The organism is Arthrobacter sp. GMC3 (assembly GCF_002929305.1).
Classification (GTDB): Bacteria; Actinomycetota; Actinomycetes; order Actinomycetales; family Micrococcaceae; genus Specibacter.
In genome coordinates this window covers 439,823-452,101 of record NZ_PJIO01000002.1, presented here as the reverse complement: position 1 = coordinate 452,101, position 12,279 = coordinate 439,823, and the positions used below count along the sequence as shown (strand labels likewise).

The 12,279-nt window shown below is 64.8% G+C and carries 10 protein-coding genes; 6 read left to right on the top strand and 4 right to left on the bottom strand.

Annotation, left to right across the window (positions count from 1 at the left end):
* The first annotated feature begins 18 nt into the window (after positions 1-18).
* The 3 genes from CXQ94_RS05555 (at position 19) to CXQ94_RS05545 (ending at position 2,276) form a co-directional block, all read left to right on the top strand.
* Positions 19-696, top strand: a complete 678-nt coding sequence (locus CXQ94_RS05555; RefSeq protein WP_104087198.1) for a hypothetical protein — start codon at positions 19-21, stop codon at positions 694-696.
* A gap of 77 nt (positions 697-773) precedes the next feature.
* Positions 774-1,481 carry a YcnI family protein gene (locus CXQ94_RS05550; protein ID WP_104087197.1) on the top strand — a complete coding sequence of 236 codons (708 nt, stop codon included), beginning with the start codon at positions 774-776 and terminating at the stop codon, positions 1,479-1,481.
* Positions 1,482-1,610: 129 nt separating this feature from the next.
* Positions 1,611-2,276, top strand: a complete 666-nt coding sequence (locus CXQ94_RS05545; RefSeq protein ID WP_104087196.1) for a DUF4232 domain-containing protein — start codon at positions 1,611-1,613, stop codon at positions 2,274-2,276.
* A gap of 24 nt (positions 2,277-2,300) precedes the next feature.
* Here CXQ94_RS05545 and CXQ94_RS05540 read toward each other — a convergent pair whose 3' ends face one another.
* Positions 2,301-2,789 carry a hypothetical protein gene (locus tag CXQ94_RS05540; protein ID WP_181034084.1) on the bottom strand — a complete coding sequence of 163 codons (489 nt, stop codon included), beginning with the start codon at positions 2,787-2,789 and terminating at the stop codon, positions 2,301-2,303.
* A 284-nt stretch (positions 2,790-3,073) separates the two neighbouring features.
* On the opposite strand from CXQ94_RS05540, the gene CXQ94_RS05535 reads away from it, so the two are divergent.
* The 3 genes from CXQ94_RS05535 (at position 3,074) to CXQ94_RS05525 (ending at position 9,775) form a co-directional block, all read left to right on the top strand.
* The gene (locus CXQ94_RS05535) at positions 3,074-8,038 is read left to right on the top strand and encodes an ATP-dependent helicase (RefSeq protein ID WP_258066753.1); all 4,965 of its coding nucleotides are present in this window, start codon (positions 3,074-3,076) and stop codon (positions 8,036-8,038) included.
* Positions 8,031-8,843 carry a DNA-formamidopyrimidine glycosylase family protein gene (locus CXQ94_RS05530; RefSeq protein ID WP_104087193.1) on the top strand — a complete coding sequence of 271 codons (813 nt, stop codon included), beginning with the start codon at positions 8,031-8,033 and terminating at the stop codon, positions 8,841-8,843. Before CXQ94_RS05535 ends, CXQ94_RS05530 begins: the two co-directional genes overlap by 8 nt.
* A gap of 101 nt (positions 8,844-8,944) precedes the next feature.
* Positions 8,945-9,775: a CPBP family intramembrane glutamic endopeptidase gene (locus CXQ94_RS05525; RefSeq protein ID WP_258066752.1), complete on the top strand. Its 831-nt coding sequence runs from the start codon at positions 8,945-8,947 to the stop codon at positions 9,773-9,775.
* Positions 9,776-9,859: 84 nt separating this feature from the next.
* On the opposite strand, the gene CXQ94_RS05520 is transcribed toward CXQ94_RS05525, so the two are convergent.
* The 3 genes from CXQ94_RS05520 to CXQ94_RS05510 form a co-directional block, all read right to left on the bottom strand.
* Complete coding sequence (locus CXQ94_RS05520) at positions 9,860-10,903, bottom strand: CU044_5270 family protein (protein WP_104087192.1); 1,044 nt, start codon at positions 10,901-10,903, stop codon at positions 9,860-9,862.
* The gene (locus CXQ94_RS05515; RefSeq protein ID WP_258066751.1) at positions 10,878-11,465 is read right to left on the bottom strand and encodes an RNA polymerase sigma factor; all 588 of its coding nucleotides are present in this window, start codon (positions 11,463-11,465) and stop codon (positions 10,878-10,880) included. Before CXQ94_RS05515 ends, CXQ94_RS05520 begins: the two co-directional genes overlap by 26 nt.
* Positions 11,466-11,648: 183 nt before the next feature.
* The gene (locus tag CXQ94_RS05510) at positions 11,649-12,161 is read right to left on the bottom strand and encodes a hypothetical protein (RefSeq protein ID WP_104087191.1); all 513 of its coding nucleotides are present in this window, start codon (positions 12,159-12,161) and stop codon (positions 11,649-11,651) included.
* Positions 12,162-12,279: the final 118 nt, after the last annotated feature.

Below are 12,279 nucleotides of genomic sequence, written 5' to 3'. Positions count from 1 at the left end.
CTAACCGGAGGGAGCACCATGCGCTACGCGCCTGCGCCCTTCCGTCTGCTCCGAACCACCCTGGTGGGTGCCACGATTCTTGGCTTGGCAGCCGCCGCCCACGTCATTGCCGGAGGGGTTCTGCCCTCACCGTTGATCATGGCGGCACTCATGGCCTTGCATATGCTGTGTTCCACCGTGGCCACCAAGTTCCGCTTGGGCCTACCTGCGATGCTTGCCCTGCTGGCCACGAGTCAGCTGGTGCTGCACCAGGCATTCGCCACACTGTCCGTGACGCTGCCGTCCGTGTCCATGCCGGCCGGGATGCACGACCACTCCCAGTCCGCGCAGGCGCAAGCGGCCGCCGTTTTGCAGTCGGTGGCGATGGCACCGGCCACCGCGCCAGCACTGTCCGGGATGGACTTGATGCATCACGGCGGCGTGGCAATGGGATCCCCGATGTCCGTCTGGATGCTGGCCGCCCATATGGCTGCGACGCTGGCCACCGCTTTGCTGCTGGCCCATGGCGAAAACGCGTTGTGGACCTTGGCCAGCTGGCTCAAGCCGCTCTACCGAAGCCCCGCAACCGTACTCATTCAGCCTGCTCAACAGGCCCGCCCGGCCGTGCAACCGCTTCCGCTACCGCGCCTGCCGTGGCGCAATATTCGCCCGGATACCCGCCGCGGCCCGCCGCTGCTGACGGCAGTCTTCGCCTAACACCCTTCGAGCACGTCGTGGGGTGTTCCTTCCCCATAAACTCTCTGCGCATTTCTGCGCGCTCGAAAGGCCTCACCATGCGATTTTCACGCACCGTTTCACCCGTCCTTGCCCTCGGAACCACCGCCGCCCTCATGGCTCTTGGAATCGGCGTCGCCTCCGCCCATGTGGAGGCCACTCCCACCGAAACCGCGGCCGGAGCCTACTCGCTGATGACATTTTCGGTAGCCCACGGCTGCGACGGCTCGCCCACCACGGCCATCACCATCACGCTGCCCGACGAACTCAACGACGCCACCCCCACGGTCAACCCGAACTGGGACATCAGCAAGACCACGCAAAAGTTGGATGTCCCGCGCACCCTCGCCAACGGCAGCAAGATTAGCGAACGTACCGCCGCCATCACCTACACAGCCAAGACGCCGTTGTTGGACCATCAGCGCGACACGTTCACGCTGTCCCTGCAGCTCCCGGACGCCGCCGGGAAGACGCTGTACTTCCCCACCCTGCAGCAATGTGAAACCGGGCAGACAGACTGGAAAGAAATCCCGGCAGCAGGGGCCAGCCACGACTCGGTAAAGGCGCCCGCACCGTCGGTCAGCGTCACCGCCGCTGTGGCCGACACCCATGACGCCCCGGCAACCTCCGAGCATGCCAGCGAGCAGGCTTCGGCTGCGTCCGACGGCGGTTCCTCCTGGGCTGCCTGGCTGGGACTGGGTGCGGGTCTGGCCGGGCTCATTCTTGGCGCTCTGGCGTTCATGCGCTCGGGCCGCAGCAAGGCCTAGTCCTTTGACCCGCTGAGGTGACCGGTCCGCACCGAAAACGCCCGCATCTGGTGGGTGTCTGTGCACGGACCGGCTACCTCGACGGCGAGGCCAGTTGACTCAAGGTGGCCGGGGCGCAAAAGTGGAGCCATGACCTCATCCCAGAACTCCCAGCAACGGCGCAACTCCTCGATGAAGCGCGGAAAATCGGCGTTTCTGGCAGTGACAGCCATCATCGGGTTGAGTGCGGTACTGACCGGCTGCGGCCAGGGCACCACCAACCCGGCCACCTCCTCACCGGTGACCACCAGCAGTGCCGCGGCTCCGAGCACTGCCGGGACCACGCCGTCGTCCACTCCCACGCCCAGCAGCCAGTCCCCCAGTGCACCTGCCGAGACGGCACTGTGCACGGCCGCTTCGCTGCAGGGTTCGCTGGACGATTCCGGCGGCGGCGCGGCCGGAAGCATCTACATGAAGTTGATAGTGAAGAACACGTCCGGGACCACATGCATTCTGGACGGCTACCCGGGGGTCTCGCTGATCAAGTCCGGCACCATCACCCCGATTGGCGAGCCGGCAGTTCGCGATCCGCAGGCACCGTCCAGCGGGCCCATCTCCCTGGCCCCGGATCAAAGCGCCTCGGCCGTTCTGCGCTACACGCAGGCCGGAAATTACCAAAACTGCACCCAGATGACGGCCGATGAAGTTCTGGTCTATCCGCCCAGCGCCACCGATTACTTATCGATCGTGCATCCTTTGACGGCATGCAGCAACACCGACATTGCTTTGTTGCAGATTGGCGCGTTCGCTCCGTAGGGGCGGTGCAGGGGTGCGGGTCGGCTAGAAGCCGACGCGTTCCTCTTCGTCGTACTCTTGGAAGGAGCCGATGAAGGAGGGGTCGCTGTCTTGGACCTCGCGCCGGCGGCCGTTGCGCAGCACGTAAAGTTTGTTGGCGGCAAAGGCCAGAATGCCTGCCGAGATCAGCTGCAACGCCCCACCCCACACGTCGACCTGGATGACCATGGCCAGGAACCCGGTGAACGCCACCGCGCCCCCCACCGTTACCAACAGCCGCAGCCGTTCGAAGTACCCGTAGGTGGCCAACGCCGCACCCAAAACGAACCATGGGCCTGCGCCGTTGAGGAAGGGGATCATGGCGCTGAGAATTACGCCCGCCAGCGTCCCGCCAGCCAGGTAGTAGTAGTGGTTGCGCGGGGCCACCCACCACGACGGATGCCGGCGCCACCAGAAGGCACTGACACCACCGGTGATCAAGGTGCCAAGAACAAGGAAGCCGGGCGTGGATCCATTGCCGCGAGCGGTCATCATGCTGATGGAGCAACTGAACAGAAAGAGCACAGCCAAACACAAAAGGGTGACCCAGTTGTTGCCCACATGCCGTGTCTGCACCGCGTCTGCCCTTCCTCGCAAAATCAAAAACTCGGGATCCGCTGACCGGACGCGACGAATCGGTGCGGAACAGCAACGGCAACCATTGCCATCCCTACCGTTAGATTACCGCGCCCGTGCGACACTTTGACATTCCCGCACCCTGTGCGCCCCGATTCGTGGGAGGGCGCGCCAATGTCGGTGAGGTGCGGCATGATGGAGCCGTGCAATCAAAACCGGCTACCACCTCCATGGACCAGTTCGCGAAGCCCACCCGCGAATGGTTTCTGGGCGCATTCGGCTCCCCCACCCCGGCCCAGTCCGGCGCCTGGGAGGCCATCGCCGACGGCGCTCACGCCCTGGTGGTGGCCCCTACCGGATCCGGCAAAACCCTTGCCGCTTTCCTGTGGGCCCTGGATGGCTTATCCCGCGAAACACCGGCGCCGGACCGTGCAAAAACCGGCACCAAGGTGCTGTACATTTCTCCGCTCAAGGCCCTTGGCGTTGATGTGGAGCGAAACCTGCGGGCACCGCTTATCGGCATCACCCAGACTGCCAAGCGACTGGGCCTCGACGTGGCCCCCGTCAGCGTGGGCGTCCGCTCCGGCGACACCCCCGCCAACGAACGCCGTCGCCTGCTCAGCCACCCGCCGGAGATCTTGATCACCACGCCGGAATCCTTGTACCTGATGCTCACCTCCAAGGCCCGCGAAACACTCACGGAGGTGCACACGGTCATTGTCGACGAGGTCCACGCCGTGGCTGGCACTAAACGCGGCGCCCACTTGGCGCTCTCGTTGGAGCGGCTTGATGCGCTCCTTGACCGGCCAGCCCAGCGCATTGGGCTCTCCGCCACGGTGGAGCCGCGTTCCACCGTGGCCCGGTTCCTGGGCGGAGCCATGCCCGTGAAGATTGTTGCGCCGCCCAGCACGAAAAACTGGAACCTCTCCGTCACCGTCCCCGTGGCCGACATGACCGAACTTCCGGCGCTCGCGGCGGCCCATGACCTGGGTCCGGCCTCCGGGTTGCAACCCAACGCCTCCATCTGGCCGCATGTGGAGGAGAAGATCGTCGACGCGGTCTTGGCCAACAAGTCCACCATTGTCTTTGCCAACTCCCGCCGCCTGGCCGAACGACTCACGGGGCGCCTGAACGAGATCTACCTCGAACGCCTGGAATTCGCGCCCCTTGAAGGAGCGGACGACGCCGGAGGCGCACCCGCGGTGGATCCTTGGCGGACGACGCAGTCCCCGGCAAGACAGCCGGCGGAGATGATGGCGCAGGCCGGTGCTGTGGCCGGTGCCCCGAATGTTCTGGCGAAGGCCCACCACGGCTCGGTGTCCAAGGAGCAGCGGGCCTTGATTGAGGACGATTTGAAATCGGGGCGGCTGCGCTGCGTGGTGGCCACCTCAAGTCTGGAACTGGGCATCGACATGGGCGCCGTGGACCTGGTCATCCAGGTGGAGTCGCCGCCGTCGGTGGCCAGCGGGCTGCAGCGCGTGGGCCGTGCAGGGCACCAGGTGGGCGAGATTTCCTCCGGGCTCCTGTTCCCCAAGCACCGGGCGGATCTGCTGCATTCAGCGGTGACGGTTGAACGGATGCTTGCCGGGCAAATCGAGCCGCTCTCCATCCCCACAAACCCGCTGGACATCCTGGCCCAGCAAACTGTGGCGGCATCTGCCCTCGGTCCCATCGATGTGGAGGGCTGGTTCGCCACAGTCAGGCGCAGCGCCCCTTTCACCGCGCTCCCCCGCTCGGCATTCGATGCAACCCTTGACCTGCTGGCCGGGCGCTACCCCAGCGACGAGTTTGCCGAGTTGCGTCCACGCATCATCTGGGACCGGGTGGGTGGAACCATCACTGGACGCCCCGGCGCGCAACGCCTGGCCGTCACGTCGGGCGGAACCATTCCAGACCGGGGACTCTTCGGGGTTTTTATTGTTGGCGATACCGCCAACACCCCGGGCTCCGGGAGTCGCACGGGCGACGCCGGAACAGCGCCTGCGAACTCGAACAAGGGTGGGCGCCGGGTTGGTGAGCTCGATGAGGAGATGGTGTACGAGTCCAGGGTGGGCGATGTCTTTGCGCTGGGAGCCACGAGCTGGAAGATCGAGGATATTACCTTCGACAGGGTCCTGGTCACCCCGGCCTTTGGGCAGCCAGGGAAGCTGCCGTTCTGGAAGGGCGACTCCTTGGGACGGCCCGTTGAACTAGGCCGGGCCCTGGGCGCCTTCATCCGCGAGGTCAGCGCCGCCCCTCGCAAGAAGGCGCTGGACCGCTGCACGGCCACCGGTTTGGACCCCTGGGCAGCCAACAACCTCCTCGGCTACCTGGAGGAACAAAAGGCGGCCACCGCCGTCGTACCCGACGATACGACACTCATGGTGGAACGCTTCCACGACGAACTCGGCGACTGGAGGGTGGTGCTGCACAGCCCCTTCGGCATGCCGGTCCACGCGCCCTGGGCCCTGGCAGTGGCGGCCCGGCTGCACGAGAGGTACGGGCTGGACGGCTCCGCGATGGCCTCCGACGACGGCATTGTGCTGCGGGTGCCCATGATGGACGACGAACCACCCGGCGCCGAACTGTTCCTGTTTGACCCGGACGAACTCGACGCCATTGTCACGGCCGAGGTGGGCGGATCGGCCCTGTTCGCAAGCCGCTTCCGCGAATGTGCCGCCCGGGCACTGCTGTTGCCACGCCAAAATCCTGGCAAGCGCTCCCCCCTGTGGCAACAGCGGCAGCGTTCGGCGCAGCTACTGGATGTGGCCCGGAAATACCCGCAATTCCCGATCGTGCTGGAGACGGTGCGCGAATGCTTGCAGGACGTGTATGACCTTCCGGCGCTGAAGGGCATTGCGGCGAGCATTGAACGCCGCGAGCTGCGGATCGTGGAAACCACCACCAATGAGCCATCCCCGTTCGCCAGGTCGCTGCTGTTCGGGTACGTGGCGAGCTTCCTCTACGAAGGCGACTCCCCGCTGGCCGAGCGCCGCGCCGCCGCACTGTCCTTGGACCCTGCCCTGCTGGATGAGTTGCTGGGCCGTGCCGAACTCCGCGAACTGCTTGATCCGCAGGTCATCGCCGACACCGAGGCCGAGCTGCAGCGGCTTGCCCCCGACCGCAGAGCCCGCGGGCTTGAGGGCGTGGCCGACCTCCTGCGCTTGTTGGGCCCGCTGACGGTTCCCGAGGTTGCCGCCCGGCTGGTCCCCACGGCCGGGGTCGAGCCAGTCGTGGCGGCTGCCGAACTGGACACGGTGAAAACGGACGACGTCGGCCACGCGCCAGGCCACCTGGCCCAGACGGCCGCCCACCTGGCCTCGCTGGTATCGGCGAACCGTGCCCTGCTCGTCCAGATGGGCGGGGAGGAACGCTTCGCCGCCATCGAGGACGCCGCCCGGCTGCGCGACGCCCTTGGCATCCCCCTGCCCATGGGCGTACCGCTGGCCTTCATCGAACCGGTGGCCGATCCCTTGGGCGACCTCCTGGGCCGCTACGCCCGGACCCACGGCCCCTTCACCGCCCCCGACGCGGCGGCTCGGCTGGGGCTGGGGGTCGCCGTTGTGCTCGCCGGTTTGGCACAACTGGCCGCAGACCGGCGCATCTCCGAGGGCGAGTTCCTCCCCATCGGCTCCCAAAACGCGCAAGCTCACTTCGGGGCCCTCGCCGACGTGGGCCCACCCATCGGCTCCCAAAACGCGCAAGCTCACTTCGGGGCCCTCGCCGACGTGGGCCCACCCATCGGCTCCCAAAGCTCGCAAGTCTCCGGCTCCTCCCTTGCGGCCAACGTAACCGAGTGGTGCGACGTTGAGGTCCTGCGGCGGCTGCGCAGGCGCTCCCTGGCGGCCCTGCGGGCCGAGGTGGAACCTGTGGATGCCGCCGCCTTTGGCCGGTTCTTACCGGCGTGGCAGCATGTGGGCGCTGCTTCCGGGTCCCCAGCTCTGCGCGGTTTAGACGGCCTGCTGACCGTGATTGACCAGCTCGCCGGCGCGCCCATTCCGGCGTCCGCGTGGGAACCGTTGGTTCTGGCCCAGCGCATTGCGGACTACTCCCCGGCCATGCTCGACGAGCTCATGGCCACGGGCGAGGTCATCCTCTCAGGGGCCGGGGCCTTGGGCGGCACCGACGGCTGGCTCAGTTTGCACGTCGCCGAATCGGCGGAACTCACGCTTGCACCGGCTGCTGACTTTGCGCCCACCGACTTCCAGCAACGACTCCTGAACGCGCTCTCGGGCGGCGGCGCGTACTTCTTCCACCAATTGCGTGAGCTGACAGCCGACGGGCCGGACATCGTCCCCTCCGACGACGAGCTGAGCACCGCCCTCTGGGAGCTGTTCTGGGCGGGAAAGATCAGCAATGACACGTTCGCACCCGTGCGCGCCCTACTCTCCGGCGGGCACACCGCCCACAAACAAAAGCCTGCCCCCTCACGGCTGCGCCCGGCCCGGGCGGGTCGATATGGCAGGCTTCCGGGACGGGTCGCGGCCGTGCAACGCGGGGCCCCGCCGCTGGGCGCCGGGCGATGGAGCGCACTGCCACAGGCGGAAACAGACACCGTTTCAACGGCGCAGAACACCCTGCGCAGCCATGCCCTAGCCGAATTGCTGCTTGACCGGTATGGGGTGGTGACGCGCGGCTCGGTCATGAACTTGGGCCTTCCCGGCGGATTCGGGGTCATGTACAAGGTGCTGGCACGCCTGGAGGAAACGGGCAAGTGCCGCCGCGGCTACTTCATTGAGCACCTGGGTGCGGCTCAGTTCGCCGTGCCAGCCACCGTGGACCGCCTGCGCACCTTTGCCGAGGATGCCGCCCTAAACCCGCGTACGCCACAAGCTCTGGCACTTGCCGCCACGGATCCGGCAAACCCCTATGGCGCCGCCCTGCCCTGGCCAACGCTTGATTCCGGGCACCGGCCGGGCCGCAAGGCAGGTGCGTTGGCGGTGCTGGTCGACGGCGCTTTGGTGCTCTATGTGGAGCGCGGCGGCCGGACGCTGCTGTGCTTCAGCGACGACGAAGCGGCCGTGGCCTTGGCGGCGGCAGCCCTAGTTCAGGTGGTGAAACGCGGAGCAGTGGGCAAGCTGGCCATAGAAAAAGTCAATGGTGCCAGCATCCTGGACACCCCGCTGGCCACGGCCCTGTTAGCCGCCGGGGCGTATGGCTCGCCCAGCGGGGTGCGGGTCCGTGCCTGAGGGCGATACCGTCTGGCGGGCGGCCCGGGACCTTGACGCAGCCCTAGCCGGGCGACGGTTGATCGCCTGCGACTTCCGGGTGCCGGCGTACGCCACGGTGGACTTCACCGGGCAGCTGGTGTCCGCCGTGCAATCACGCGGAAAGCACTTGCTGATGTTCGTGGACGGTCACGTCATTCATTCGCACCTGTCCATGGAGGGGCGTTGGGACATCAACCCGGTCCCCGCTTCCCGGGCCTCGCCGCACTGGCGGCGCCCGGCGCACACCGCACGGGCGGTGCTCCGGACAACGGATGTTGAAGCAGTTGGGTTCTCACTTGGCCTGCTGGAAGTCCTGCCAGAATCGGAGGTTGGGAACGCCGTCGGACACCTGGGTCCGGACCTCCTCGGACTGGGTTGGGACGCGGACGAGGCACTGCGGCGCCTACTTGCGGAGCCGGAACGGGCCATCGGGCTTGCCCTGCTGGACCAACGCAACCTTGCCGGGATTGGAAATATTTACCGCAACGAACTGTGCTTCCTGGGCCGTGTACACCCGTCAGTTCCCGTTGGCGAGCTGCCGAACCTGCCCCGGATGGTTGAGGTGGCTAAGCGGCTGCTCGACGTCAACAAGGACAGGCCCATGCGCTCCACCACGGGTGGCCCGGCCCGCGGCGACGGCGCACTGTGGGTTTATGGTCTGGCCGGGAAGCCGTGCAAACGGTGTGGTTCGCTCATCCGGCACGCGAAAATGCGGGACCCGGCGTTCCCCGCCCGGATGGCGCGGGACATCTATTTTTGTCCACGCTGCCAGGCAGGGCGGTAGCGCCACCCACAGTCAGCCCGCCCTCGGATAGCATTTTCTTGACAAGCAGCTCGAGGCCCGAACTGCGCACGCCGGGATTTACCTGAACAAAGGATGCGAACTTGCCGAACAACAGAACCACCTCACCATGGAAGCAGTTCTGGGAGCGTGGTGGCTGGTGGAAGGGCGTCATCCTTGCCGCCGTGTACTACGGGGTTTACCAGCTTGGCGGCCTTGCCATGTCGCCACTGCTGCGTCCCTGGCTGGCCGACCCCCACAGCGCCGCCTACGTGATGGCCGCCTTTGTAATACCCATCGCATTCGGCGGCCTGATCCTGGTCCTATTCGCACTCTCACTTGGCTGGCTCAAGGAACTGTTTGCCCGCCAGCCCGTCCGCGGCGGACGGTGGATGTGGCTCGCAGTGGTCATAGTCCTTGGCTTTAACATCCTGCGCATGGTGAACGTTGATTACGGCTCAGCCGGAGCCGGTTACGCCGCCGCCTGGCTGCTGGCGGGCCTGTTCATCGGCTTCGCGGAGGAAGTCCTGACTCGCGGCTTCGTGGTGAACTTGATGCGCAAGGCCGGCCACCGCGAGATTGCAGTGGCGCTGGTCTCGGCCGCAGTTTTCTCCGCCCTGCATGCCGGCAACCTGTTGGGCGGGCAAGCGCTGCTGACCACGCTCCTGCAGTTGCTCTACACCTTCGCCTTCGGCATCTGTATGTACCTGACTTTGCGTGTGACGGGCAATTTGATTTGGCCCATTCTGCTGCATGCCACCACCGATCCCAGCGTCTTCCTGCTGTCCATGTATCCGGGATCCGGGCCGCTGGCCCCGATAGCGGCCCTTGGGAACTTCCCTGTCATCCTGTTTGGGCTGGTTGCCATCATCTTCATCCGGGGACAAGCAGCCAATAAGGATGGTCTCACCGCCAGCACACTTGTCGCCAGCTAGTTATCCCTGGGTGATCCGCTTGTGCAGGTGGCCCCGTTCGTTGAACCACCTGCACAAGCAAGTCTTTTGTGTTCCGGTATCCTTCTACGGCGCTGAATCAACCACGGTAGTGCGAATGGTTGTCCAGCCAACAGCCGTCCCGGCCGGGATGGACCCCCTATCGGTTAGGGCAACTTCCCTTTCCCCGATTAATTGACCAGTTGCCGGGTCGATTATGATGTCCTGACGGAAATCTGAGGCCTTCTCGACCCTGCCAATGGCAATGCCTGTCTGGCCGTCCAGAGTTGCCTGGTTGTCTGTGACACTCACTCCGGGAATGAGTGCTGCTGCCTTGTACAGAGCGGCACGCAAATCGGCTGGCACCATGCCTGTGCGCAAGAGATCGGCGATGTAAACAAGGGCTTCCCCGTCAGCGGACTGGCCTGCCCCCGCGGTACGCTTGTAGATGCCGTCGAGGAGCATGCGAGGATCCCGTGAGTAGGCAGCCATGTCTTTCTCGTCAGGAAATGAGCTGGGCGAATTATAAAAGGCACCCCCTACCCCCTTCAGAAGCTCCGAGGTGTCACCCATTTCTTTGGCCTGGTTCAAAGCAAATTCCTTGCTTTTCTCGTCAAAGAACGTGGTGGGGATTCGACCTGACCTTTCCCACACCCACTCCTGGTCGCGGTTTGCGGGGATGTAAAGGGACATCTTTTCGGTGTCCAACCACTCCATCTCCCCGTGCGCACCTACTCCGTCAGGAGGATTGTGTGCACCCATCATTGAAAGCCACAGATTCGTGCTGTCGACCTTCAGAAATTGTCCGGGACCCACCACCGGATCCGCCGTCTTGATGGTCAGCTCCGCAGCATTGTTGAGTACCTCCGCGGCATCCGCCGAGGCAAGGCCCTGCGGCCTGGAGACACCTATGACGTTTCCGGCCACCAGCGCCGCAGCAAGTCCCAGCGTGGCGACGGACATGACGGCAATCCGCAAGGCCTTACGGCGGTGCTTTTTCTTCGCCTTCTGGGCGCCGGATCGTTCCGGATCCATGCGGCGTAGCAGCTGTTCGCGCCCCTGATTTACCGCTGCATCCGTAACACCTGGAACGTCGTCGTGCATTTCACGCAATAGCTTGAGCTCGTCCATGACCTGCCTCCTCAATGTTGTTCATGAGCGGCCCGGCAGCCTCTTTCAGGATGCGCCGGGTCCGGTTGAGTCGTGACCTCACAGTGCCTATGGGTACCTTGGTGGCCGCGGCGATGCCCTCATAGCTCAGCTCGGCCCAGGCATAGAGCAGGATGCATTCCCTATCCGCAGCCGAGAGTTTCCTCAGTGCACCGGCCAGGGCCGATGTTGCCGCGGCCGCATCAAGTTGCTCGGCGATTCTCTCGGTGCTGTCCGTGTAGGACTCCCGTCCTGAGGCCTTGGCCGTGACCTTCAGCATTTTCGCCTCGGTCCTATGGTGTTTGCGGAGCAGGTTCGTGGCGATGCCAAAGAGCCAGGGCCGCGCATCCTCCCAGGCATGGTCAAAGGATTCCCGCCGTTCAAAGGCGACCAGAAAAGTCTCGGCCATGACGTCCTCGGCCGCCGATTCCCCCGCCCGGCGTGCGGCATACCGGAACACCATTCGGGCATATTTGTCATAGAGCTGGGTGAAAGCCTGGGGGCTTTCACCGGAGCTGCGAATGATGTCGCTGTCTGTAGTCACACTATGTATTGCATGGTGGGCCGAAAAGAGTTCACGGGTGCCGCCGTCGTGCCTGTCTTGGTTGCCAGCCAGCTTGTCCCCCGATGTCCAGCCCCTACCCTAACAAGGCTGGTGGTAGGCCCGTACGCCAACCCCTCGGTACCAAGCTTCACCTGGTGATTGACCGGCCGCAGTCGATGAGACCTACGAACTGGCCGATACGGTGACGATGATGACCTGGACCTGCTTGCTGCCGTCGTAGCGCAGATCGTAGCCCACGTTGAAGCCCAATTTGTTGCCATCACCAAGTGAGTAGTTACTCTTCTTCCCCGGCTTGCTCAGCACACTTTCGATCCACCGATTGCTTGCCTCGGCGTCCAGCCCGTAGTCCGTAATGGCATCGCGCACCAACTGCACGTAGTCGTCCACGTTCTCAGTGGTCAGGAAGTAATACACCATGTCCAGGCCCGGGCTGGAATCGGTGGTGGAGAACCGCACGTGGTCGGTCTGCGCCTCCAACGTCCCGGCATTTCCCTTGATGCTCAGCGTGAATTTCTCCCCTGCCGGGGCAACCACGTCGGGCCCGTACGAGGACTCGGGCAGTCCGACGTCGCTCTTGGGGATGGTGCCCTGCTGGAAGTCCAGACGCATGGACTTGGAGGCCAAGATTGCGCTGACACCGGTGTCGTCAAGCCGTGAAAATTCCGTGGTTACCATGGTGCTCCCCTGGGTAGCTTTTTGCGGTCCGGTGATGGTGAATCCGCAACTGGTTAGTCCGCAAGCAATCAATACTGCCGCAATAAGGGCTGCCGCACGCCCAAGCCTTGGCGTCCTG